The organism is Leifsonia sp. 2MCAF36 (assembly GCF_052115525.1).
Classification (GTDB): domain Bacteria; phylum Actinomycetota; class Actinomycetes; order Actinomycetales; family Microbacteriaceae; genus Leifsonia.
The window spans coordinates 166,441-189,598 of sequence record NZ_JBFRGV010000008.1 but is presented as its reverse complement, the minus strand read 5'-3'; the positions used below and the strand labels follow the sequence as shown (position 1 = coordinate 189,598).

Annotated in this window: 24 protein-coding genes; 10 read left to right on the top strand and 14 right to left on the bottom strand. The window is 66.3% G+C overall.

Annotation, left to right across the window (positions count from 1 at the left end; genetic code table 11):
• The first annotated feature begins 56 nt into the window (after positions 1–56).
• On the top strand, positions 57–653 hold the full coding sequence (locus tag AB4079_RS13870) for a TetR/AcrR family transcriptional regulator (protein ID WP_441787892.1): 597 nt from the start codon (positions 57–59) through the stop codon (positions 651–653).
• Here AB4079_RS13870 and AB4079_RS13865 read toward each other — a convergent pair.
• The 3 genes from AB4079_RS13865 to AB4079_RS13855 all read right to left on the bottom strand — a co-directional run bounded on the left by AB4079_RS13865 (position 650) and on the right by AB4079_RS13855 (position 2,240).
• Positions 650–1,015 carry a YkvA family protein gene (locus AB4079_RS13865; protein WP_441787891.1) on the bottom strand — a complete coding sequence of 122 codons (366 nt, stop codon included), beginning with the start codon at positions 1,013–1,015 and terminating at the stop codon, positions 650–652. The two genes, AB4079_RS13870 and AB4079_RS13865, sit on opposite strands and share 4 nt — an antisense overlap.
• Before the next feature lie 84 nt (positions 1,016–1,099).
• Positions 1,100–1,693 (bottom strand): cation transporter, encoded by a 594-nt coding sequence (locus AB4079_RS13860; RefSeq protein WP_441787890.1) that lies wholly within the window; start codon positions 1,691–1,693, stop codon positions 1,100–1,102.
• Positions 1,694–1,703: 10 nt separating this feature from the next.
• The gene (locus AB4079_RS13855) at positions 1,704–2,240 is read right to left on the bottom strand and encodes a GNAT family N-acetyltransferase (RefSeq protein ID WP_441787889.1); all 537 of its coding nucleotides are present in this window, start codon (positions 2,238–2,240) and stop codon (positions 1,704–1,706) included.
• Positions 2,241–2,382: 142 nt separating this feature from the next.
• On the opposite strand from AB4079_RS13855, the gene AB4079_RS13850 reads away from it, so the two are divergent.
• On the top strand, positions 2,383–2,913 hold the full coding sequence (locus AB4079_RS13850; protein WP_441787888.1) for a hypothetical protein: 531 nt from the start codon (positions 2,383–2,385) through the stop codon (positions 2,911–2,913).
• A 52-nt stretch (positions 2,914–2,965) separates the two neighbouring features.
• Positions 2,966–5,449, top strand: coding sequence for a hypothetical protein (locus AB4079_RS13845; protein ID WP_441787887.1), 2,484 nt, complete (start codon positions 2,966–2,968; stop codon positions 5,447–5,449).
• A gap of 15 nt (positions 5,450–5,464) precedes the next feature.
• Here AB4079_RS13845 and AB4079_RS13840 read toward each other — a convergent pair whose 3' ends face one another.
• The 3 genes from AB4079_RS13840 to AB4079_RS13830 form a co-directional block, all read right to left on the bottom strand.
• The gene (locus tag AB4079_RS13840; protein ID WP_441787886.1) at positions 5,465–6,103 is read right to left on the bottom strand and encodes a GNAT family N-acetyltransferase; all 639 of its coding nucleotides are present in this window, start codon (positions 6,101–6,103) and stop codon (positions 5,465–5,467) included.
• A gap of 43 nt (positions 6,104–6,146) precedes the next feature.
• On the bottom strand, positions 6,147–6,881 hold the full coding sequence (locus tag AB4079_RS13835) for a hypothetical protein (RefSeq protein ID WP_441787885.1): 735 nt from the start codon (positions 6,879–6,881) through the stop codon (positions 6,147–6,149).
• Positions 6,882–7,001: 120 nt separating this feature from the next.
• Complete coding sequence (locus AB4079_RS13830) at positions 7,002–7,130, bottom strand: hypothetical protein (RefSeq protein ID WP_441787884.1); 129 nt, start codon at positions 7,128–7,130, stop codon at positions 7,002–7,004.
• A 163-nt stretch (positions 7,131–7,293) separates the two neighbouring features.
• Between AB4079_RS13830 and AB4079_RS13825 the strand changes: the two genes are divergently transcribed.
• Together AB4079_RS13825 and AB4079_RS13820 are read left to right on the top strand one after the other, a co-directional pair.
• Entirely contained in the window at positions 7,294–7,902 is a 609-nt protein-coding gene (locus AB4079_RS13825) for an RNA polymerase sigma factor (protein ID WP_441787883.1), read from the top strand.
• On the top strand, positions 7,899–8,420 hold the full coding sequence (locus AB4079_RS13820) for a hypothetical protein (RefSeq protein WP_441787882.1): 522 nt from the start codon (positions 7,899–7,901) through the stop codon (positions 8,418–8,420). Before AB4079_RS13825 ends, AB4079_RS13820 begins: the two co-directional genes overlap by 4 nt.
• 248 nt (positions 8,421–8,668) lie before the next feature.
• On the opposite strand, the gene AB4079_RS13815 is transcribed toward AB4079_RS13820, so the two are convergent.
• The 4 genes from AB4079_RS13815 to AB4079_RS13800 form a co-directional block, all read right to left on the bottom strand.
• Positions 8,669–9,448 (bottom strand): L,D-transpeptidase, encoded by a 780-nt coding sequence (locus AB4079_RS13815; RefSeq protein WP_441787881.1) that lies wholly within the window; start codon positions 9,446–9,448, stop codon positions 8,669–8,671.
• A 146-nt stretch (positions 9,449–9,594) separates the two neighbouring features.
• A complete protein-coding gene (locus AB4079_RS13810) occupies positions 9,595–10,329 on the bottom strand; it encodes a hypothetical protein (RefSeq protein ID WP_441787880.1) in 735 nt (244 codons plus the stop codon).
• A gap of 161 nt (positions 10,330–10,490) precedes the next feature.
• Positions 10,491–11,135 (bottom strand): hypothetical protein, encoded by a 645-nt coding sequence (locus tag AB4079_RS13805; protein WP_441787879.1) that lies wholly within the window; start codon positions 11,133–11,135, stop codon positions 10,491–10,493.
• Between the two features lie 85 nt (positions 11,136–11,220).
• Positions 11,221–11,541, bottom strand: a complete 321-nt coding sequence (locus AB4079_RS13800) for a DUF5652 family protein (RefSeq protein ID WP_441787878.1) — start codon at positions 11,539–11,541, stop codon at positions 11,221–11,223.
• Between the two features lie 150 nt (positions 11,542–11,691).
• Between AB4079_RS13800 and AB4079_RS13795 the strand changes: the two genes are divergently transcribed.
• Entirely contained in the window at positions 11,692–13,029 is a 1,338-nt protein-coding gene (locus AB4079_RS13795; protein ID WP_441787877.1) for an MFS transporter, read from the top strand.
• A gap of 7 nt (positions 13,030–13,036) precedes the next feature.
• Here AB4079_RS13795 and AB4079_RS13790 read toward each other — a convergent pair whose 3' ends face one another.
• The 4 genes from AB4079_RS13790 to AB4079_RS13775 are packed head-to-tail and all read right to left on the bottom strand — an operon-like array spanning position 13,037 to position 18,665.
• Positions 13,037–15,454, bottom strand: coding sequence for a glycoside hydrolase family 3 N-terminal domain-containing protein (locus tag AB4079_RS13790; protein ID WP_441787876.1), 2,418 nt, complete (start codon positions 15,452–15,454; stop codon positions 13,037–13,039).
• 57 nt (positions 15,455–15,511) lie between these two features.
• The gene (locus AB4079_RS13785; RefSeq protein WP_441787875.1) at positions 15,512–16,408 is read right to left on the bottom strand and encodes a carbohydrate ABC transporter permease; all 897 of its coding nucleotides are present in this window, start codon (positions 16,406–16,408) and stop codon (positions 15,512–15,514) included.
• Positions 16,405–17,340: a carbohydrate ABC transporter permease gene (locus AB4079_RS13780; protein ID WP_441787874.1), complete on the bottom strand. Its 936-nt coding sequence runs from the start codon at positions 17,338–17,340 to the stop codon at positions 16,405–16,407. The genes AB4079_RS13785 and AB4079_RS13780 overlap by 4 nt, the downstream gene beginning before the upstream one ends.
• A 5-nt stretch (positions 17,341–17,345) precedes the next feature.
• On the bottom strand, positions 17,346–18,665 hold the full coding sequence (locus AB4079_RS13775) for an ABC transporter substrate-binding protein (protein ID WP_441787873.1): 1,320 nt from the start codon (positions 18,663–18,665) through the stop codon (positions 17,346–17,348).
• A 182-nt stretch (positions 18,666–18,847) separates the two neighbouring features.
• Between AB4079_RS13775 and AB4079_RS13770 the strand changes: the two genes are divergently transcribed.
• From AB4079_RS13770 to AB4079_RS13755, 4 genes are all read left to right on the top strand, one after another.
• The gene (locus AB4079_RS13770) at positions 18,848–19,876 is read left to right on the top strand and encodes a LacI family DNA-binding transcriptional regulator (protein WP_441787872.1); all 1,029 of its coding nucleotides are present in this window, start codon (positions 18,848–18,850) and stop codon (positions 19,874–19,876) included.
• Positions 19,877–20,036: 160 nt separating this feature from the next.
• Positions 20,037–21,755, top strand: coding sequence for an endo-1,4-beta-xylanase (locus AB4079_RS13765; RefSeq protein WP_441787871.1), 1,719 nt, complete (start codon positions 20,037–20,039; stop codon positions 21,753–21,755).
• A complete protein-coding gene (locus tag AB4079_RS13760) occupies positions 21,739–22,116 on the top strand; it encodes a TetR/AcrR family transcriptional regulator (RefSeq protein ID WP_441787870.1) in 378 nt (125 codons plus the stop codon). Before AB4079_RS13765 ends, AB4079_RS13760 begins: the two co-directional genes overlap by 17 nt.
• Positions 22,117–22,224: 108 nt before the next feature.
• On the top strand, positions 22,225–23,115 hold the full coding sequence (locus tag AB4079_RS13755) for a hypothetical protein (protein WP_441787869.1): 891 nt from the start codon (positions 22,225–22,227) through the stop codon (positions 23,113–23,115).
• Positions 23,116–23,158: the final 43 nt, after the last annotated feature.

Below are 23,158 nucleotides of genomic sequence, written 5' to 3'. Positions count from 1 at the left end.
TGACGGTAACGGACGCACCCGTCCGGTTATCCGAAGTGAGAGAAAGGGGCAACGGTTTGACTCAGCTCCGGGCCGACGCCCAAGACAACCGCGACCGCATCCTCGCATCGGCCCGCGCGCTGTTCTCCGAACGAGGACTCGATGTCGGGATGCGCGAGGTCGCGCGTCGAGCCGAAATCGGGCCCGCGACCCTCTACCGCCGGTTCCCCACCAAGCAGGAGTTGATCGACGAAGCCTTCAGCGCAGAGCTCCGAACCTGCCGGCAGATCGTGGTCGACGGCGCGGGCGACCCCGAACCCTGGCGCGGATTCACATCGGTCATCCGTCGTCTCACCGCACTCAATGTCCAAAACAGAGGGTTCGTCGATGCGTTCACCTCCACGGGCGAGGTCGACGGCACCATCAGCGCCCACCGGGAGGAATTGCTCGGGATGCTTGCGCAGCTAGCGCGTCGAGCGCAGGCCGCCGGGGCCCTCCGCTCCGACTTCCGCATCGACGACCTGAGGCTCGTCCTGCTCGCGGGCCGGGGGCTGTCCGCCGCGGAAGCAGACCGGCGGAAGGCCGCCGCCGAGCGCTTCGCCGAGCTGGCGATCGACGCCTTCCGCGCCCCGATGTGCGACTCGGCTGACGCCGCCGGGGACGGCCGCGCCTAGCCCTGGTCGCCGCCTTCGGGGGGACGGATGCGCGCCAGTGCGAGAACACCGGCGAGCCCCTCCGGGGTCCCGGGCCAGTTGCGCGTGAGGGCGGGGTAACCGGCATGGCGCATGGCGAAGCGCAGCGCGATCGCCGTGATGATCGCATCGTCGGCGTAGCCGATCACGGGAAAGAAGTCCGGGATGAGGTCGATGGGAAGGATGAGATAGACCAGCAGACCGAACAGCCACCAGCGAACCGGTCGGGGAACGTCCGGATCGGTTGCCAACCGCTTGATCAGCCGCACCACGTCGGGGCCGAGGCGGGCTATTCCACGCCAGTCGACGCCGGTAGCGGTCCGTCGCTGTTGGACAAGCAGCACGATCACGAGAATCAGCAAGAATCAGCCACAACAGGACAAGCCCTGCGACCACGCCGAGCAGGATCTGCAACCACGCGGGCACGGTCACTCGCGGAAGATGTGCACGGCCTCGCGGACGGCATAGAAGACGACGACCAGTGCTGCGACCGGGTCGGCCCACCACCAGCCGAGCAGGCCGTCCAGGAGCAGTCCGGCCAGCACCGCGACCGCGAGGACGCCGTCGATGAGCGTCACCCGTCCCTCGGTGACCAGCACCCGGTTGCCCAGTCGGCGCCCCACGGTCGCTTTGCCCCAGGCGAGCGCGAACATCACGCAGGCGGTCGCTGCGGTCCACCAGATCCCGCCGGCGCCCGGCGTCGCGCGGTGACCGGTGGCGAGCGCGATCGCCGACTGCACCAGTAGGTATGCGGCGAGCAGGAGGAAGGCCCAGCCGATCAGCCGCAGCGCGAAACGCTGTCGCGCCTCGCCCCGCCCGCTCAGCTCCCAGATCACCACGGTGCTCGCACCGATCTCGATCAGACTGTCCAGCCCGAAGGCGAGCAACGCCACCGACGCGGCCTGGTAGGCGAGCACCGCAAGGAGCGCCACCCCGACGACGTTCCACGTGAGCGTGACGCCCTCCAGCGCGAATCCCAGGCCGCGGAGCCGCCGGGAGGTCTCGGATCGAAGCTGTGCCACGCTGACGAGGCTAGCAAGGGGTTCCTGCCGGGGTATCCTCGGGCGACCCGAACAAGCGACGCTCCAACGTCAGGATTGGAGCACCGCTGATGGGGTGACTGCTCGCGTCTCCGAGCGGATGCCAACCTCGCGAGGAGTAGAGCGCGACAGCTCTCCGGTTGGACGTCAGGACATGAAGGACGATGGCGCGATGTCCGGCAGCCCGGGCGCCCTGCACGACGTCCTCGAGGAGCAGCGACCCCAGGCCGGCGCCCTGCAGCTTCGGCGACACCGCGATCATGGCGAGGTAGGCGGCATCCGGAGGATCGAGCGGTGAGCCGGAACCGGGGCCGGTCACCAGGGCGAACCCCGCAACATCGTCTCCGTCGTCCGCGACGGCGAAGGCGACCTGGGCGTGCTGGAACTTGCCTCGCGCTCGTTCCGCCACGGAAGCCGGGGCCGGCCGGCGGTCTCGGGCAGACACCGAGTCGATCCACAACTGGACGCAGGCGTCGACGTCGAGGGACGTGCCGACTCTGAGGGCGGCGGCCTCACTCCGACGAGCCATGCGCCACCCTCTCCCGTGCAGCGCCGTCGGCGCAGCGTTCCCGACCACCGTGCCACACAGCGTCCATGCCCGGAAATGCCGGTATTCGCGACAAGCCATATGGAAAACGTCAATAGGCTGATCCGTGAAGTAGGGTCGGCGCGTGAGTCAAAGGACACCGGTACGCAGGTCGCCGAGCTGGGCGCACGGTCTGGGCGTCCTCGCGGTGTCGTCGGCGCTCCTTCTGACGGTTGCCGGATGCGCACCCACGACGTCGACGAGCGCGACGGTGAGCCCGCGTCCGACCAGCTCGTCCACGCCGACATCCACCCCCGTGACGACGCCGACGCCGACCGCCACTCCCGGCGAGCCCTCTACGCCAACTCCCCAGCCCCCCACCTCCCCCGCGCCCCCCGTCGGTGACCCGGCCGGCGCCAAGGCTCTCGCCGTGCAGGCGTGCCAGACCATCGCGAGCGGGTTCGCGGCCGACAGAGTCGCGCAGGCGTCACCCCTCGCCGCCCAGGCAGCGGCGAAGGACTCCCTCTGGGGTCCGCTCGCGGCAGACCTCGAATTCATCCGGCAGAACCCGATCGACCCGAACACCGGGGCTGGACCCCAGAAGACCGCCGACGACGCCGCTGCCGCCGCACACGACTGTTTCACGCTCGCCGGCGTCCAGGTCAGCCAGGACTGAGGAGTCGAATGTCGAACAGTGTCCTTCCGCCGCGGGATGAGCGTGCAGCAGCATGAGACGCCTACGCTCGTGGTTCCGGATGGGCGGGGTGCTGCTCGCCCTGAGCATCGCCGTCACCGTGTTGGTCGCACCGGCGCCCGTGCGCGCCCAGGTCTCGCTGGCTCAGCCCGCTGAGAGCTCCTGCTCGGCCACCTGCGCCAACGTGCCCGGGACCGCGCAAGAGGCGGCCCAATCCCTCATGGCCTCCTACTACAGCGGCACTCTGATCGTCGAGTCGGCGGAAGCGGCGATCATTCCGAACGAGCTCCAGCCGATCGCGAACGGCACGATCGGGTCCACCCCGCAGTGCAACATCGACGCCCGCACGTTGCAGATGCTGGTCGTCATCATCCGCAACTTCGGATCCGTGCAGATCAGCGACCTGAACCGCCGCTGCGCGAACGACGGCGTCGCAACGTGCGCCAGCAATCCGACGTCCTACCATTGCCTCCCACCCTCGGGCACCGAAGCGGTCGACATGACCTACGTCGGCGGCCAGCGCACGCGAGGTAACGACGACGCCTCCGCCACACTGCTGCGCTTCCTCGACACCTTCCTTCCGTCCGGCTCGAGGGCGGGGCAGGCCGCCAACAGCAACGGGTGCGGCAACTACTCCATGCCGTCGCTCGTCAACATCTCCCGCTTCGCCGACTACTGCACCCACATGCACGTCGACCTTGGCCCCAGTACAGCGCCCCTCCGGCTGACCACAGGCAACAACCTGATCCGCCTGAGCGGCGCGAGCACGGTTTACCTCACCAGTGGCAACCTGCGATTCGCGTTCCCTTCGGCGGACATGCTCGCCCAGTACAGCGTCCTCGGCACGATTCAGGATGTGTCCCAGAGCACCTTCAACAACTACATCGCCAGCGTGCCGGTCCAACGGGCGATCCGCACGCCGGACGGGTCCACGTACCTGATCGACAGCAACAAGCGCTATCGATTCCGCGACTGCACCCAGGTGATGAACTTCGCCCAGTCCTGTGATCAGATCCCGACGATCTCCACCGGGCAGCTCTCCCAGATCCCGGACGGCGGCTACCTGAACGATCTCGTGAAGCTGCCCGACAGCAGCATCTGGCTGCTGCAGGGCGCCCAGCGCCGGGAGACCCCAGACCCTTCGGTGCTCGCGCCGTACGGATTCTCCACGGCGACGACCAGCCTCTCCAACTTCTCCATCGGGTCGGTCCAGATCGGTTCACCGGTCGTCGGCCTGGGAGCGTTCAGCGATGGCCAGGTCAACGTCACGGCCTCGACCGGCGGCGGAATGTATTCCCTCACCGCCGCCGCCGCGGCCGGCACCCTTGCGGCCCGTGCCGTACCCCTCGAGATCTACTCGTACCAACGCCTCTACCCCACCGGCACCCTGCCCATCCGGCTCGCCTCGAGCGGTCGCTCCTTCATCGCCGTCGACGGCGGTTGGCTCGAGGTGAGCGCCGCCAACTTCGGGGGTTCCAGCTACTTCACGCAGGCGCCAGACAACTCCTGGACCGGCGTGCCGCTGGTGGCGAGCGCGATGACACCGCTGTTCGCGCGGGAGCGTTCCAGCAACGTGATCTACCTGGTGAGCGGCGGAACCAAGCAGACGGTCGCGGACCAGGCCACGGTCAACTGGATCTCGCAGTACTACGGCGTCCCTGGGACGATCTGGACTGCGGCCGACGGCTCCCTGCGCGGCCTCGTCCCGGCTGAGGGCCCGCTGGTGAACGAAGCGGGCACGCAGAACAACTACCTCGTGGATGCGGGCAAGAAGTACAAGGTGCGCGATTGCGCCCAGCTCGCGGCGTGGGGCAAGGCCTGCGGGACGATCGTTTCACTCTCGACGTCCGCCCTGAACGAGTACCCGACAGCAGGGACCCTGACCGACCTGGTGAAGCTCGCGGACGGCACCATCTGGCTGGTGCAGGGCGGTCAGCGGAGGGAGACCCCGGACCCGTCGGTGCTCACGCCGTACTACATCCCGACCACCACCACCACGCTGTCATCGGCAACCGTCGGTGTGCTCCCCGTCGGGGTGCCGGCCCTGCGCGCGGGGGTCTACAGCGATGGCGGCACGAACGTCGCGAACGTCACACTGGGCGGCAACTTCTCGATGGCCGCTCTGACCGGACCGCTGGTGACGAACGCGACCAAGCTCCAGCCGCAGTCGTACCAGACGCTTGGCGCGACGAACCAGCTTCCTCCGGCGATGGTGAGCGACGGTCGGTACTTCGTCGCGGTCGACACCGGCTGGCTGGAGGTCGCACCCGCGACGTTGGGCGGCGCCGGCGCCTTCACGGCCGAGCCATCCTCCGCCTGGACGGGGATGCCCGTCTCGCCGAAGGTCACAGCGCCCTTCTTCATGCGGCCCGCGAACTCGACGAGCATCTACTTGATCTCCGGCGGATACAAGCAACCGGTCGCCGACCAGGCGTCCGTCAACTGGCTGGCCTGGTACTACGGCCTGAACCCGAAGGTCTGGGTCGCGGCGGGAGACGTGTTCACACCGCTGAAGTGAGTGGGCTCTCTCGGTTCACGGCACGCGCCCGAAGGGGCCGCCGCCGGCCTCCGGTCGCTCGATCAGAGCGGTTCGAACCTGCGGTCGGCGGTCCTCCCACGAGAGGACGTAGGTGGTGAGGTCGGCCCTCTGCGCGGCGAGCCGGAAGCCGAGACGGAGCGCGAGCTTCGCCGACGCCTCGTTCCATCCACTGACCACCGCCGTCACGAGGGTGGCCCCCACCCGCTCGAAGGCGATCTCGAGCATGGCATCCGCCGCCTCGGTCGCGAAGCCGCGGCCGCGGTGCGTCGACCGCAGGAGCCAGCCGATCTCGACGGTTCGCGTCGCCGGGGCGATGGTGCGCAGATGGAGTGAGACGTCACCGATCACGTGACCCTCATGCTCGGCGGCAAGCACGAGCAGGTCACCCGGGTGACTCAGCGCGGTGTGGTGCGTTCGCGCGCGGAGATGCTCCACTGCTTCGGCGGCCGTCCGCGCCGGCCAGCCGAGCCCCTCCCGAACGGCCTCGTCACCCTCGATTTCGAGCCAGTCGGCCGTGTCGGCCATCCGGTAGCCACGGAGGAGCAGCCGGGGCGTTCTGCTCTCCCCTGCGACGACGGGCGGTGCCAGCCCCGGTGTTCCCAGGTGCCGCACCTGCCGCACAAGCGAGCCCACAGGTCCTCTTTCCTCGGCCGCGCGACCGACCACCCGGGAGGGTCTACTTCAGTGCCTGCCTGATGGTCTTCGCATCCGATGCGGCCTTCTGTGCGGCAGTCCGGGCGGACTCTAGTGACGACTTCACCGAGGACAGCGCGGTGTGGTCCGAGCCGGACGCAGCAGGCTTGGCCGCGAGAGCTGCCGCAGCCGCACCACTCGCATCGTGGGATGCGGCGGAGATCTCCGAACTCATGTCGCTCAGGTCGGCTTGCAGCGCGGACGTCGACGTGGACTTGTCCGCTCCCGAGAGCAGACCCGAGAGCGTCGACTGCTCCTTCGTCAGCCTGGGCAGCACCGTGCCGGTCAACCGGTCGGCGTCCGACACGAGACGGGCCTGCGGAATGGCGATCGAGTACGACCGGTACTTCTCGCGGGCCTGCTTGATGTCGTCCTTCGCCTGGGTCACCGTCTTGTCGCCGGCGATGGTCGAGGCCGACGACTTCAGGGTGGCGAGGTCGGCGTTGAGCGTCCCGAGGATGGTGGAGCGGTCACTCGAGGTGAGGTGCTTGTCGGCCGTGACCTTGCTGATGGCGGCCATGACCTTGGACTCCCGGTCGGAGGCCGCCTTCGCCACCGCGGCCTGGAGCTGCGCCAGCGTCTTGGGGGTATGGGACGACGAGGACGAGGTCGGCGCTGGAGTGGGCGTGGTGTCGGCGAACGCCGGCGCGCCCACCAGCGTCAGGCACGCGATCCCCGCCGTTGCAGCGGCGAAGAGGCCAACAGATCGTGTGGACATGGTTCTCCCGTTCCGTGGTGTTGCATCAGACTCCCCCGGCAGTCCTCAGCCTCCGCCCCGAATGTTCGAGGCGTGTAAGGAGCGGGTTCGCGATGCGTCATGCCTCGGAACGGGTGGAGTTCAGCTCCTTCGCCGGTCGCGGCGCCGTCTCGTGAATCGACGGTGCGCCCACATCAGGCCCACGACCATCGCGATGACGACGATGAGCTCGACGACCATCAGCAGATTCCACAGCGTGACAGGTCCCATGATTCCTCCCTCGAGCCGAGCGGGGCGAAGGACCCCCACAGCGGGATGTCCGGCAGGAGCGGTCCGGTTCCCGCCGGTTTGCACGACTGCCCTCGGTCGGCGCGCGTGCCGAGCGCGTCGTCGCCTCGTGTTAGCCTCTCTCCGTTGCGGAGGGGGTGACAGGGTGGTCGATGAGCGCTCTGACGCCGCACTCTGGCTGGAGGCTACAACCGGTACCGAGCGTTCGTTCGCCGTCCTGTTCGACCGATACCGCACTCGCGTCTTCCGAAAGGCCTACGCCCAGTTGAAGAGCGTCCACGACGCCGAAGACGTGGTGGCCATGGTGTTCCTCGAGGCGTGGAGAAGCCGATCCAAAGTGCGCATCGTCGACGGGTCGGTGCTCCCGTGGCTGCTCAGCGTCACCAGCTTCGTCCTGCTGAATCAGACGCGGAGCTCCCGGCGATGGCGTCGACTGATCGCAGCACTGCCCGCGGCGGAGGAGCAAGCAGATCACGCCGATCACGTGCTCGAGCGCGCAGGGCAGAGTGAGAAGCTGAGCGCAATCTACGCGGCCATGACGACGCTGACCAGTCAGGAGCGTTCGATCATCGACCTCTGCGTGATCGAGGAGCTGCCGCTTGCAACCGTCGCCGCCGTGCTGGACATACCCATGGGAACGGTGAAGTCGAAGCTGTACCGCGCGCGCGAGAAGGTCCGCCGGCGCATCCCCAGCCACCTGTTGCCTGAGGCGCACGGCGAGTTCACCGCCCGACTGGACGGAGCGCCACAGTGACCTCCCTCTACGACAACGACGACATGCCCGACATGACCGCGGTGCGCACCGACGCGATCCGCGACACGCTGCTGGATCAGGTGCGCACCGAGACCGCACGCCGGCACCGCACCCTCCGCCGCCGCTTCGCGGTCTGGGGCGGCATCGGTGTGCTCGTGATCGGAGGGGTCGCCACTGCCGCCACCGCCATCGTGCAGGCCCAGCGGGTGACCAACTCCGACATCGTCTACTGCTTCGCCTCGTCCCAGCGGGGGTCGGACGGCCAGTTCACGTACGCAGCGGCCACCCTGCACGATGCAGCGATCAACGCGGGTGCCGTCAGCGATCCGGTCAGCGTCTGCCGGGACATGTGGCGCCGCGGTGCCCTGGATAAGGGCACCGACCAGCTCTCCGCGTCGCCCGCTCCGCACGCGGTCCCCTCGCAGCTCCAGGTGTGCGTGATGGACGACGGCTCTCCCGCTGTGGTTCCGGGGCGGCCCAGCATCTGCCAGGCGATCGGGCTCGCCCCGAAACGGTAGTCCTCAGCTCGCCGGCTCCGGAGCGGCCGCCGTGGTGGTGACAGACAGGGCGGCTGCGAACACGACAGCAAAGGTCAGCGCAAGGGTGCGCTTCATGTGGACTCCTCACGACAGGACCGGCGCCCGTCGCGAGCACCCGCCGAATCACGGCTCCGGCGATCACCGGAACTCACAGGGCGATGTCCACCAGAGGGTCATCGGTTCCTCCGTGATTCGCGTCACGGTGTGAGGGTTTGAGCGTGACGGTTCTACGCAACGATGACGATCGGCGTGCCGAGCGTCAGGTTGTCCACAGCGGCAATGGCGTCTGCCCCGAGCCGGACGCAACCGTGCGAAACCGCACCCGTGGACACGTCCTCGTAGTGAATGCCGATCAGTCCGCCGTCTGACCCGCCGTACGGCTCATCAGCGGCTGACGAGTGCAGGGAGGTGAGCTGGATGCGGTAGCGACTCTGTCCTTGAGCCGGGTCCAGGTATCGAGCCTCTAGATACCCGGTTACCCCGATGGGCGTCGGCGTCCCCGCTGCGCCGACCCCGACGGAGAACGTCCGCTGTGGTCGACCCGCTGCGTCCGTGATCGTCAGCGATTGAGCAGAAACCGATATGACCACGCGGTTCTTGACGGTAGAGAGCGGGATCAGAGCGGTCGTCGGGAGCCAGGCTGCGCTCTGTGCCGGTGCCGTTTGCCCTGCATGGACCTGCGAGGGCAGGTTTTCCCTGCTCGGCACGAGAACAAGCGACCACTCTCCCTCCACCTTGATCCGCACCACGACTGTGGTCTCATTCAAAAAGTCCTCGGCCTCGAGCCGCGCGATCGGAACCGCCCGGTCTGTTCCGAAAAGTGGGGTGTCGCTTGCTAGCCGAAACACCGAGGCCCACGTCGCGGTCGGCGGCGCGGCCACGAGACCGGGAATCACCGCCCGGTAGTCCGCCGCTGGAAGCGCCGCCACCTGTGCGGAGGTCAACTCAGGTGGCATGGGAATCGGCGCGGCGGGAGGCGCCGACGATGTGTGCTTGCCGAAAGGCACGTGCGATGGTGCTGCTGCGACAGGAGACGAGGGAGCCGTCGAACCCGCTGTCACCGGAAGGACGAGCGCGAGAGTGCCGGCTCCAGCGACAAGAACGAGCGATGCCACAACAGCGAGAATGGCGCGCGGTTTCACCAATGGGATTATTAGCCGCTGACGACCGGAAGCGCGCGCGGTGTCGCGGGTTTGGAGGCCTCGGGGTCAGCGGACGCGGCCGGCGCCGGTGAACCTCCGATCGTCGCCCCTGTAATGGCGACAGTGGCACGCCAATGCACCGTTGCGCCCGCGGCATCCAGGACGACGGACCCCGCTGCGGCACTGTTGGGGCGCACATATTGCCAAAATATGGAGCCGTACTTATCCGCCACGATCGAGGCAGGCGCCGGAAGGTTCTCTCCGTTGTAGACCGCTGAGAACGTGACCGCCTCGCCCGGTGTGAATCCGCTGGCTTCGACTAAGAGCCCCAAAGCCGGATCCATGAATTGAGCTGTCGTCAGGCTCGGTGCGTTTGTCTCGATGCCTGGCGGATTGCGCACATCGAAAGCAACAGCGTTGGACGTGTCCAAGGCATCGCTCGTTGCAGACAGGGTAAGGGTGGAGTCGGCCCAGCTCCCGGGCGCTTGCGTTGGGATCCAGCCGACCACGGAGACGGTGCCTGATGCGTCCGCTTGAGTGGTCGTGTCAGCAAGATGAACTTTCGTCGCGGTGCTGTCGTCGACCCAGTCGAGCGAGAGGGTCACCGTCGAGTTAGGGGTGAAGCCACCGCCAGTCACATCGATTCCGCTCGACCACGTGTCCGAATAGACCACCGGATCCGTCACACCGATCGAGGCGGTAGCCGCTTGTGCCGGACTCGACACGAGAATGCTGCCAGTGACCAACGCTGCGACCGTCGTGATGAGTGCCCACCGAGAGCGCACAGATCGGCTCATGTCTTCCCCCCGAGTACGAAGCCCGAACAGGGCAAACCAACACTATGGCACCGGGGTACGCGCCAGTGCTGAAGAAACGTACAGATCGGCGCGAGCACTCTCTCACGCCATCAGACCGCTACCCCCACGATGAAGGCGGCGATGAGACCGACCATCACCGCGAACTCTGACGCGGCCCATGGCACAAGCACTCGCCTTCGCGTGGCCCTCATGATCCAGAGAATGAGCCCGGCGATGGCGAGCACGAACCCCAGGCACCAGGTGATGGCGGCGACGAGTATCACCCGATTCGCCAGGGCGTCAGCCGCGCGCACGTCGATGCCGTGAGCCGTCAGCGCGGCGAAACCGGCGACGACAGTGAGCAGAAGGAAGACACACCCCGATGCCACAAAGGAGGTCCCACCCAGGAGCCGATCATAGCGCCAGAACCGCTCCCCTCCATCGGGCGCCGCACCTCGCTGGTCGGCCAGAGCGCTCCAGCGGCGCACAATGGCGACGTTGGCGATCGCCACGGCGACGGCGACGGACACGGCTGCGAGGACAGCGATGGGTGCGGGAAGGGACGGGAACAGCAGGACGATGAGAAGCAGCGCGAGCCCGAGAGGTCCCAGATAGATGACGGCAACGGAGACGACCAGCGGGCTCCAGGCAGCGCCGGCCAACACAAGCAGTGCCGCGAGTGCGACCAGGAAGCCGGCGCCGGCGACATACGCCGCGCGGAAGCCCCACCGGTCAAGCGCTTCGCGGAATGTCATCCAGCGATACTCCCGAACCAAGCGATCCCGGGCAAGCCCTCAAAGGTGGGTCGTCGTAAAGCGCAAATCGCGAAGCGTGTGCCGTTCAGGGGCCGGCAGGACCTCGAGGTTCGTCCCAGTGTCCGCCCTGCTCCGGTTCGCCGGTTGCGGTGAGGATGGCCTCCTCGACCAGGCGGGAACTCGGCCGACGGCGGTCGATGGCGAAGAGGTAGACGGCATCCAGCACGCCCAGCGTGTTCGTCAGCAGCAGGGCGACGAACCACGGCTTGCTGTTATTCCTGGCCGCGCGCCAGAGCGACGCGCCTTTCCAGGCGAGGCTCCAGGCGATCACCGCGACGAGGAGGGCGCGTCGAGCCGGCGGGATGTCGGGCATCCGCATTCCGAATGGCCCTGTGTTGTTTCTCATGAGCACCATTGCACCGCCGTCCCCAGCGAGGTGGCAAGGGGTCAGCGCAGGGTGGGACTCTCCTCGATCTGTGGATCGGAGGCAGCCCGCACCGTTCGGGCCGCCGAGTAGTTAAACTGCATTGCACTACCGGATGCCAACGGAGCCACCGTGTCGAACAACCCCCAGCCCCCCGAGATCTCGCCCGCGCAAGCCTTCACCGATGCTTCTGCTTCGGTTGCGGACTACGCCCTCGGGGAGCAGCACCCTGCGGAAGCACTGCAGCAGCCCGAGCCGCCTCGCGTCAAGGCCGGCTTCATCGCGGCCTACATGTTCGCGTACTTCGGCCTGAACCTCGTCATGCTGATGCCGGCCCTGTTCAGCCTCGCGTACAAGGTCCAGCTCGTCGACCCGCACGACAAGGACACCAGCCTCGGTCTGGTCATCGGCCTCGGCAGCATCCTCGGTCTTGTCTTCGGGCCCATCGCCGGCGCACTGAGCGACGGCACGCGACTGCGCTGGGGCCGGCGCCGGCCCTGGATCATCGGCGGACTGGTCCTGTCCGCTGTCGGCGGCGCCATCGTGGCCATCGCGCCGAACATCCCGACGATGATCGTCGGCTGGGCGGTCTGCCAGTTCGCCGTCGCCACCATCGGCGCGGGATTCAACCCCATCCTGGCCGAGCAGGTCCCGTCGGCACAGCGCGGCAAGGTCGGTGCACTTGGAGGGGTGGCGGCCTCCATCGCCGGAATCGGCGCCAGTCTCTTCGGTAGCTTCCTGACCGGCAACCTGGTTCTGCTGTTCCTTCTGCCGCCGCTGGTCTTCGCCCTCGGCGCTCTCATCATCGTGCTGGTCATCAAGGACCGTCCCGCATCCGGCGAGGACCGGCAGCCGGTATCCACGGTGTTCACGAGCTTCTACTTCAGTCCTCGCAGGTACCCCGACTTCGCCCTCGTCTTCCTGGGGAAGTTCCTACTCCAGTTCGGATTCACCTTCTTCAGCACGTACCAGCTGTACTTCCTGCTCGAACGACTCGGCTTCACCGCCGAGCAGGCCGGTCAGAGCCTGGCGGCCGCCGGCGGTGTCAGCCTGCTCGCGATGATGGGCTTCGCGGTTCTGGGCGGATTCCTGTCTGACAGGTTTCGCCGTCGCAAGCCCTTCATCTATCTCGCCGCCGCGCTCATCGCGTCCGGCCTGGTCGTCACCGCTGCTGCGCCGGACTTCACCCTCTTCGTCGTCGGCGGGACCCTTCTCGCTGCCGGGACAGGCGCCTTCACTTCGGTGGACCTCGCCCTGGCGACGGACGTGCTCCCGGAGAAGGACAGGGCGGGCAAGTACATGGGGATCTACTACCTGTCCTCCGGCATCCCGGCGGTGATCGGGCCGATCATCGCACCCCTGATCCTCGCAATCGGCGGCGGAAGCAATTACCCCGCTCTCTTCGTCGCCGGTGCGATCCTCGCCGCGGGGACGGCGGTCACGACCTGGCGTATCCGGGGCGTCCGCTGACCTCCGCTCAGTTCACCAATTGGGCGGTCAGCAACGACGGGCTCACAGCCGAAAGCTCGTCCTCGGTCACCTGCGCGGTCGTCACCCGGCTGAACAGGTCACGAGCAGCGCCCGTGAGGTGATGTTGTCCGGTCAGAGTGACCTCGTCGCTGAGCCGAATGGACGCGGAGGAGGCGCCCACGAACAGTTCGATGACGCCGGGTTCGACCACCCAGCCCTCTCGCCGGTCCCACAGCGCGAGCATGCTCGCGGGGATCGCGACGCTGACTCGTGCGCCTGCGCCTGCGGCGAGGCTGATGCGCTGGAAGGCGAGCAGGGTGCGGCCGCGTCGAGCGGTCCGGGCGACCACGTCGTGTCCGTAGATCTGCACGACCTCGTCTCCATCGCGATCGCCGACGTTGACGACAGTGAACGCAAGGCGAATCGTTCCGTCGGTCGTCGCCTCGGTGTCGACAACGAGGTCGCGGTATTCGAAACGGGTGTAGCTCAGGCCATGTCCGAACGGGAAGACGAAGCCGCCGTCGCCATTCACATACGCCCGCCCCTGTACCGCTCGCCCGTATGGTGACGGCGCTGACCCGGCCGACTTCAACATGCTCATGGGGAGCCGGCCCGCTGGGTTCACATCGCCGAACAGCACGCCGGCGACGGCGTTGCCGGCTTCCTCGCCGCCGAAGAACGAGCTGACGATCGCTGGGGCCTGCTCACTCAGCCAGCCGAGTACGAACGGGCGCCCGTGACTCAGCACGACGACGGTGGGCGTACCGGTGGCGAGGACGGCCTCGATCAGTTCGCGCTGCACTCCAGGTAGTTCGCAATCGGTGCTGTCGAGCCCTTCTCCGACGGTGCCGAAGCCGTTGATACCGGCCTGGTCTCCAACGACGACGATGGCGACGTCCGCACTCGCGGCCGCGGCGGCCGCGGCGTCGATGTTCCGGGTGTCCTCGCCGGCGATGGTGCATCCCTGGGCGTAGGCGACCTCAGTATCGGGGCTGACGCGCTGTCGGATTCCGTCGAGGAATGTGACGATCGGCACCGAACTGACCATCAGGCGCGCGTCGTCGGGGCCCATGCGGCCGACGATTTCGGCGAGCTCATCGGCGGTCGCCTGCGGGTTGGCCGCGTGTGCGAACTGGCGGGTGACACTGTCCAGCACTTGGTAGCTGTAGTTGCCGAGCTGCCCCATCAGGCGATCGGCGTTCGGCCCGATGACGGCGACGCGACCCACTCCGGGGTCGAGCGGAAGGAGGGGCTTCTCCCCGATCGTGTCGTTCTTGAGCAAGATCGTCGACCGCTCGGCGATGCGACGAGCGAGAGCACGCTCCGTGTCGCCATCGAACGTCTCTGGGACCGAAGCGACGTCTACGTAAGGATTCTCGAACAGGCCGATCGCGAACTTGGCCCTCAGGACGGTGGAGACGGCATTGTCGAGATCGGTTTCGGCCAGCACACCGTCGGTGACGGCGTCGACGATCTCTGCGGTGGACACCCGGTTGTCGAGGTCTTGGTTGAGCCCTGCCCGAAGCGCCAGAGCGAGCGCGTGACGCTGATCGGCGGCTACTCCGTGCTTCGTCGCCAACTGGGCGATCGCGTTGAGGTCCGACATGACGATGCCGTCGAAGCCGAGCTCGCCACGGAGCAGGTCCTGCAAGAGCTCCGCGGACCCGGTCACAGGGAGGCCGTCGACGGTGTTGTAGGACGGCATTATGCCGCGCGCGCCGCCGGTGCGGATCGCCATCTCGAACGGCACCGAGTGAACCTCGCGAAGTTCGCGCTCGCCCAGCTGCGCTGCTTCGGTGTTACGGCCGCCCTCGCTAGCGCTGTATCCGATGAAGTGTTTCAGCGTGGCGATGACCGGCTTGTCGGGGTCGGCATCCTGTAGGCCGCGGACGAACGCCGTGGCCATCTCGCCGACGAGGTAAGGGTCTTCGCCGTACGTTTCCTCTACGCGACCCCAGCGGGGATCCCGAGCAGTGTCGCCCAGCGGTGACAGGGCCTGACGGACGCCGAGGGAGGTCATCTGCCGACCGATCGTCGACGCCATCTCCTCGATCAGCTCAGGCTGCCAGGTGGCCGCCTGTGCGATCGCGTCGGGAAAGACCACGGCATCCCGGACCTTGAAGCCGAGCAGAGCCTCCTCACCCAAGAGAATGGGGATGCCTAGCCGGGTTTCTTCGACGTGCTTGCGCTGCAGCTCGTTGGCGGCTTTCGCAGCCTCGCGCGGCCGGGCGTCCAGGGAGGACAGCGCAGCGACGGCGGTTCCCCAACCGGTCTCCGGCGGGTTGTGAACGTCGACGACCGCACCGAACGGTGAGGCGAGTTGCGCCGCCTTTTCAACGGTCGTCATCCGGCTGAGAAGATCGCTGACGCGATCCTCGACCGGGAGAGCCGGGTTGCGGTACGGGAGGGCGTGGTCAGTGCTCAATTGCGCTGTCCTAACTGTGTTTCGGTGAAGCGAGTGTGGGAAATGCGATCGCTCGCGTCAGCCTTTGATGCCGGAGCCGAGGGCGGAGCGGATGAAGTAGCGCTGAGCAAAGAGGAAGATCAGGAGCACCGGCACCACATAGAGCGCGGCCGCGGCAGCCTGAACGGTCGGGACGACATTGTCATGCGGATCCCGATACCAGGCAGTAATGGCGACGGCGAGGGTCGTGTGGTCGAGGTCGAGGAAGAGCGCCGGGGCGATGTAGTCGCCCCAGGACGCCACGAACGACAGCAGGAATGACGTGATGAGCACTGGTCGGGACAGCGGCAGAAAGATTTGAAAGAAGATCCTGGCCCAGCCGGCGCCGTCGATGATCGCCGCATCCTCGAGCTCACGCGGCATCGCCGCGAAGAACTGCCGAAAGAGGAACACCAGATAGGCAGAAGAAGCGAGTCCCCACAGTACCCATGGCCAGTACGTGTTCAGCAGCCCGATCTGGGAGAACATCACGTAGGTGGGCAGCAGGGTCAGGATCTGCGGGATCATCATCGTGGAGAGCAGGATGATGAACAGCACTCCCTTGCCGGGGGCCCTGAGGCGGGCGAATCCGAAGCCGACCGCAGCACTCGAGAGCGTGACGAGCACGGAGTACGTCAACGAGACGGTGAGCGAGTTGCCCGTGTACCCGAGGAAGTTCATGTCGGTCAGCGCATGGACGAAGTTGTCCCACTGCGGCTGGGCCGGGAGGATCTGCACCGGCAGCGCTGTCCACTCGCCGGGCGACTTGAGCGCGGCCAGCAGCAACCAGACGAACGGGCCGACGAAGAACACCGAAAGGACGAGGACCAGGATGTAGAGGCCGACCTGCGGCTTCTTCCTCCGCTTGCGCACCCTTCGTGGCGGCGTGGCTGCCAGGGGCGCCTGCTTTTCAGGTCGCTGGGCGGTGGCGGTCATCGGGTAGCTCCCTCACGTTCGGCGTCGGCGTCGACTTCGTAGTAGATCCAGGACCGGCTCGCCCTCATCAGCACCACGGTGAGCGCCAGGATGACGACGAAGAAGACCCACAGCATCGCCGAGCCGTACCCGAACCGGTTGTCGACGAAGAACTCCTGGTACACCTGGACCATGTAGAACCGGTTGCTGTTGGGTACGGTGCCGGCGGCAGCGATGCCGCTGGCGCTCGTCAGCAGGAGGGGCTGGACGAGGATCTGCAGGGAGCCGATCACCCCCGTGATGACCGCGAAGAAGATCACCGGCGAGATCATCGGCACGGTGACGTGCCGGAAGACGGTCCACCGGCTGGCGCCGTCCACCCGGGCAGCTTCTTCCAACTCGATGGGGACACCCTGGAGCGCTGCGAGCATGATGATCATGCCGCCGCCGACGCCCCAGAGCATCAGGACGATCAGGGCGTAGAACGCGGTCGGATCGACCAGCCAGGATACCGGCGGGATGCCGACGACCCCGAGGATCGCATTGACGATTCCTGCGTCCTTGTTGAAGACCAGCTTCCACATGATCGCCATCGCGACGACCGGTACGACCGATGGCAGGAAGAACACGGTTCGCCAGAGGCCGACGGCGCGCAGCCTCCGGTTGATCACGACCGCGAGGCCGAGAGAGCCGGCGACGCTGAGCGGCACGATGATGATGGTGAACAACACCGTCCTCAAAAGTGCCGCCCAAGCGTCGCCGTCACTGAACAGTTCGACGTAGTTCCGAAATCCGACCCACCTCCACAGCGGTGAACTGCCGTCGAAGTTGGTCAGGCTCACAAGGAACCCGTACACCATGGGTGCAGCGGTCAGAAGAACAAAACCGACAGCCCACGGGCCGACGAAGGCGTAGAACGCTCTTTTCGGGTATCGGGTCCACTTGCGAGTCATTGGAGCTAGCCGATCTGTTCCTTGCCCTGCTTGAGGGCCTTGTTGATGTCGTTCGTGATCGCGGTGGCCGCCTGGTCGACGGTCAGCTGCTTCTTGATCGCCTGCTGGAGGTACTTGTCGATCGTGGTGTTCAGCAGGTCGGTGGTCACGTACGGCGAGTCGGGCAGCGGCTCAGCGTGTGCGAGCTCGTCCTGGGCGACCTGGTAGGCCTGCTTCTGGTAGGGCAGGGTCTGCGGCATCTTGGACATGAGCGACTTCAGCGCGGGGATGCCCCAGCCGCTGGAGGCACGGTCCTGCGCCGGCTTGCCGGCCATGTAGTACTCGATGAGCTTCCAGGCCGCGTCCTTGTTCTTGGCCTTGGCCGGAATCCACCAGCCCTGTCCCGAGTAGGTCGTCGCCACGGGCTTGTCACCCATCACCGGAGCCGGAGCCATCGCCACCGTCTTCATGGCCTTCGGATCGGCGAAGTTTCCGCCGAACCAGTAGCCGTCCTGCGTGATCGCCATCCGGTTCGCCGCGAACGTCGAGTAGTCGGAGCCGTCCGCCAGCGGGTTGAGGGAGGTCGGTCCGACGTTCGCCTGACCGAAGTCGACGTACCACTGCAGCGCACGCTTCGCCTCGGCCGAGTCGAAGTCGACCTTGGTGAGGTCGCTGTTGAAGAGGTGTCCGCCCTGCTGAAGCACCATGGCCGAAATCGGCGCGTACAGGCTCCACGCCCACTCGAGCCCGAGGCCGTACTGCTTGCCGTCGGACGAGGTCAGCTTCTTGGAGATGTCGAGAAGCTGATCGTAGGTCGTCGCCTTGGTGGCGCTGAGGTACGGGACCTGCGCCTGGTCGAACAGTGCCGTGTTGTACCAGAGCGTGTTGTCCTGGCTCCAGTCCTTCACGATGCCGTAGATGTCGCCCTTACCGCTCTGCTTGCCGTTCCAGCGGAAGCCATTGTTGACCGGCTGCAGGTCGCTCTCCTTGAGCACCTTGCTCTTGGCCAGGTACGGCGTCAGATCCGTTGCGAGGCCGCGCGCGTTGATGTTGGCGCTGCCGATGGCCGCGCCGACGGCGATGTCCGGCGGGTTTCCGGCGGCCAGCATGGTGTTCAGGCGGGTCGCGTCGGTGGCGATCACCTTGACCGTGATGCCCGGGTTCTGCTTCTGGAATTCGGCGAGCTGGTCCTTGGACAGGTCCTGTGCGCCGGTCATCACCGTGAGCGTCGTATTGCCCGACGTGCTTCCGGAAGTGCCGGCCGTGCATCCCGCCACCAGCGGTAGCGTCACGGCAACGGCCACGGTCGCTAGGATGCCGCGCCGGATGCCCCTTCTCGTGTTCATGTGTGCCTCTCATCGTTGAGTGTGATCGCAGAGCGTTTCTTTCTCTGCCGACAGTCACGAGACGCTACCTGCGGCCGGGATCAGCGCCTAAGATTGTGCGCAAAAACACCTGCGAAGATGCTTGACAAGCTACTGAGGTGTTTTCATTAGTTCTTGGTGCGTGCATGGAGGTGCATGAGGCAATGGCGCGAGACCCCGAGGGAAAGACCCGCGCCCGGATCGTCGATGTTGCGCAGGTCTCCGGCTACTCGCCGTCCGTGGTCTCGCGAGTGCTGGCAGGCAAGGGCGACGTCACAATCCAGACGCGGACGCAGATCCTCGCTGCTGCACACGAGCTCGGATATGAGCGCCACGGCGAGTTCAGAGGGCGCCCCTCCGTCCCGCCCAAACTCATCGACTTGACCTTCCTGTACTTCGACAACCCGTGGACCGCCCAAGTCATCGCCGGCGCCTGGAAGGCGGCCTCGGCGCTGGGGTTCGACATCCTCCTGACCACTGAGCGGGATGACGAGAACGCCGACTGGGTCCGGCGCACGCAGTCGCGCGGAGTCGCCGGCGCCATCATCTGCCAGATCCGACCGACATCCGAAGAGCTCCGCTTGCTAGCCCGCTCGCGGATTCCGATCGTCTTGCTGGACCCACGGTCGGACACCAGCGAAGCGGTCCCGACCGTCGGGACGGACGACCGCCAGGGCGGGTTCGACGCGGGCGAGCATCTGGCTGGGACGAGCGCGACGCGTTTTTATGGTCTCGTGGGCACGCCGCAGTACCGCTTCGGACGTGCGCGAATGGACGGCTTCGTCGAAGCCATTAATACCTTCAGACCAGAAGCACCCGTCGAGATCCTTCAGATCCCCTGGTCGCACTGGCACGCGACGCAAGCCGTCCTGCCCCTCTTGAAAGCGACCACCGAGCCCATCGGGATCTTCGCCTCGAACGACGCGATGGCTACTGGCGTCTACTACGCGGCCGCGCAAGCGGGGAAGGCGATTCCCGCCGACGTACATGTCGTCGGTTTCGACGACGAGCCCACCTCGCGCCTCCTGTCTCCACCCCTCACGACGCTCAAATATCCGCTCCGTGAGGCAGCGGCGACTGCGGTCAATCTGATCGCCGACTCCGCGCGGGGCGTGCCCGTGCCTGCCGAACGCATCGAAGTGCCGTCTCAGCTCATCGTGCGCGGCTCCACGCACATCGAAGCATCCGCATAGCTGGCGGCACTGCCCCTCTCGCTCCTCCGGTTCGGCGGTTTTTTGCGCACTTATCGGCGTGAGTGGGTGTCGTCATGTCATCTTGATCTCGCCCTCGGCCCCCGCCGCGGGCATCCCACCCGTGCATCATGCATCAACGACGAAAGTGAGACACGAACCGATGAAAGCGCTTCGCGCCATCTCGGCGCTCGCAACAGTAGCCATCGGGCTGACGTTGCCACTCGTTGCAACCCAGCCGGCGGCCGCCGACTCCACCACGACCCTGCGGCAGGAGGCCGCTCAGCAAGGCATCATCATCGGCTCCGGTGCCATCAACCCGGACTACCTCGACGAGCCCAAGTTCGCACAGGTGCTGGGCGACCAGTTCAACAGCCTGTCGCCGGAGAACGAACTCAAGTGGCAGTTCAACGAACCACAGCAGGGAGTCTTCGACTTCTCCCGGCTGGACAAGCTCGTGGACTTCGCACAACAGCACAACATGAAGATGAAGGGCCACGGCCTGATCTCCGGCTGCTGCAACCCGCCGTGGCTGGAACAGATCACCGACCCGGGGCAGCTCAAGGCTGCGATGACCACCCACTTCAATGCCCTCCTTCAGCGCTACGCGGGCAAGGTGGACCGGTGGGACGTGGTCACCGAACCGTTCTCCATCGAGGGAGGCACGGGTCTGGAGCACAACTTCTTCTACAACGTCCTCGGCCCGGACTACGTCGCTGACGCCTTCCGCATCGCTCATGCGGCCAACCCGCACGCCAAGCTGTTCATCAACGAGTCGCTCGTGGAGTCGTACCCGGACAAGGCGCAGGAGCTCTACAACCTCGTCTCCGGTCTCGTCGCCCGGCATGTTCCCATCAGCGGCGTGGGTCTCGAGATGCATGAGACCTTCGTCGGCCCGGACCCGGGCGTGATCACGAACCTGGTCAAGTCGTACAAAGCGCTCGGTCTGGACGTTGCCATCACCGAACTGGATGTGCACACCTACGATCCCGTCAGCCAGGCGCAGATCTACGGTGACATCGTCTCTGAAGCGCTCAAGGCCGGCGTGAAGGACATCAACACGTGGGGCTTCACCGACGAGCACGCCTACACCTGGCTGCCCGGTGCAAAACCGTTGATGTTCGATGACGACATCGACCCCAAGCCCGCGTACTTCGCTGTCCACGACGCTCTGCACAACTTCGTCTCCGACAGCACAGGCCCACAGCTGTCCGGCCTGCCCGCGGATGTCGTAAACGCGGCCGACGGTCTTGATCTCGCGATCAGCGCGGACGACCCCGAAAGCGGTGTGGCCAGTCTCACCGTCACGTTCAACGGCAAGACGGTGCCCGCGACGGGAAGCGTGTCGCTCGCCGGCGCCTCCGGCGAGCGCACCCTGACCGTGAAGGCCGTCAACAATGTCGGCGTGGCGACCCAGACGTCGAAGACGATCCTCGTGGTCCCGGCGGACCATGCGACTGCGCCGCCGAGCCAGGGCACCCTCACGAACTCCAGCGGGTGGAACAAGGGGCTCCGACACGGCCACTACTCGGTCGCCATGAACCTGCGGAACGGGACCCCTGGAAGCGTCTACCGCCTCTACGAGAACAACGCCCTGGTCTCCACCAAGGTGCTCGACGCCGACGCGGCAGTCCCGCAGCACGTCGTGACCGTCTTCAACGGCAAGCCCAACGGCACGTACACCTACCGCCAGCGGACGCTGGTGCCCGGCGACGCCCTGCTCGGCGGCCCACGAACCCGAGTGACGACTGGGACGATCGGAGCAAGCAAGCCCCTCTCAGACGTACCACGAGGGGGTATCCGTGACCGCCGAGACGACCGCCACGCGCCTGACTGCGCGCGGCGCATAGACGCGCGAGCGGATCGTGACGGCTGCGGCTGACCTGATGTACGTCCGCGGCGTCGGCGCGACGACCCTCGATGACGTCCTCGCGGCCAGTGGAGTCAGCAAGTCGCAGCTGTACCGCCACTTCGCCAACAAGGATGAGGTCGTCCGCGCGGTCATCGAGCTCATGGGCGAGCGGGTCATCGAGCGCGAGCAGAATGCGCTCGGCCGCGTCTCGTCGATGGCTGGACTGAGACGCTGGCGGGATGCGCTGGTGCAGAACAATGCGCTGCGCCACGGCGCCTACGGCTGCGCCCTCGGCTCCTTCGCCTCCGAGGTCGCCGACAACGATGAGGTCGCGCGCGGACCCTTCTGGCGCTGTTCGCCGAGTGGAAGGACGGGGCCGCGACCAGCCTGACCGTCCGTCAGTGGCTGTCGAACTTCGAATGCCAGAAGTGAGCTTCAATCACTAAACTGGCTCCGGGCTGTCCGCTGGCGATGCGTCCGAGGAACAACGGAGACCGAGATGTCACACACATCGAGAACGGTTGGCGTACGTCGACTGGTCCCGCTCATCCTGCTGGCATTGGCTGCGGCCGCCTTCTTCGGCGCGGTGCGACTGTTCCCGAGCACTACTCTGCCCGCTGCGCCCGCGCCGATCATTCTCGGTGTCACCACCCCATTCCCTCTGGAGGATCTGAGGCTCTCCGTGACTCCTCTCAGGGAAGCCCACCACAGCCGGATCGACATCGACGGCGACACAGCGGGTCTCGATTCGGCAGCTGTCCAAGAGATCCATACCAAGGGCGCTCAGGTAGACGTCCAGGTTGAGTTACCGAACGGCTCGAGGCCGACCAGCTGCCCGCGGCTCCAGTGCTTGCAACTCGGCACCAAGACCAGCCCGCTGTACAGCATGACGTATTCGGCGAAGCTGGCCACGGACTTTCGAAATGAGTTCGCCACGTTCCACGTGAGAGTCGACGTCCAAGACGTGGGTCTCGGGGTCTTCAGCGATGGCACTACCGCGATCGTCGACCTCCCGGAGCTCCAATACCAAGTGACGGCAAGCCACATCACAGCGCAGCCGCCGATGAACTTTCAATCTCAATTCATCCTGGCGCATTCGACGAACTACGACTGGGGATCGCATCAGCCGGACACCATTGGCAGCGCCCTCGATCTTCCCGCTTGGAGTCAGCCACTTCCGATCCTCGGACCGCAGGGGCAGGCCACCCTGAATGCTGACGAAGTAGTGGGCACCAACCGCGCCCGGGTGAATCAGGAAAATGAAGGGCTCTTCATCGCCGGTCTGCTTGCAGCATTCGGGGCGGCCCTCACAATCGCGGCTTTCCAAGAATGGCTGCATGGTCGGGATCCTGAACGAACTGCCGAGGCGATCCGCAAGTCCGCGACGTGAATGCGGCGCGAAAGCGCCAGCCTTCCGCCGTCGTGGTCCGCTG

Bases quoted from the DNA above. Each gene is read 5' to 3' on its own strand.
- AB4079_RS13845 (WP_441787887.1), top strand. From the start codon at position 2,966: ATGAGACGCCTACGCTCGTGGTTCCGGATGGGCGGGGTGCTGCTCGCC.
- AB4079_RS13835 (WP_441787885.1), bottom strand. From the start codon at position 6,881: ATGTCCACACGATCTGTTGGCCTCTTCGCCGCTGCAACGGCGGGGATC.
- AB4079_RS13765 (WP_441787871.1), top strand. From the start codon at position 20,037: ATGAAAGCGCTTCGCGCCATCTCGGCGCTCGCAACAGTAGCCATCGGG.
- AB4079_RS13755 (WP_441787869.1), top strand. From the start codon at position 22,225: ATGTCACACACATCGAGAACGGTTGGCGTACGTCGACTGGTCCCGCTC.
- AB4079_RS13780 (WP_441787874.1), bottom strand. From the start codon at position 17,340: ATGACTCGCAAGTGGACCCGATACCCGAAAAGAGCGTTCTACGCCTTC.
- AB4079_RS13855 (WP_441787889.1), bottom strand. From the start codon at position 2,240: ATGGCTCGTCGGAGTGAGGCCGCCGCCCTCAGAGTCGGCACGTCCCTC.
- AB4079_RS13785 (WP_441787875.1), bottom strand. From the start codon at position 16,408: ATGACCGCCACCGCCCAGCGACCTGAAAAGCAGGCGCCCCTGGCAGCC.
- AB4079_RS13775 (WP_441787873.1), bottom strand. From the start codon at position 18,665: ATGAACACGAGAAGGGGCATCCGGCGCGGCATCCTAGCGACCGTGGCC.
- AB4079_RS13770 (WP_441787872.1), top strand. From the start codon at position 18,848: ATGGCGCGAGACCCCGAGGGAAAGACCCGCGCCCGGATCGTCGATGTT.
- AB4079_RS13830 (WP_441787884.1), bottom strand. From the start codon at position 7,130: ATGGGACCTGTCACGCTGTGGAATCTGCTGATGGTCGTCGAGCTCATC.
- AB4079_RS13805 (WP_441787879.1), bottom strand. From the start codon at position 11,135: ATGACATTCCGCGAAGCGCTTGACCGGTGGGGCTTCCGCGCGGCGTAT.
- AB4079_RS13800 (WP_441787878.1), bottom strand. From the start codon at position 11,541: ATGAGAAACAACACAGGGCCATTCGGAATGCGGATGCCCGACATCCCG.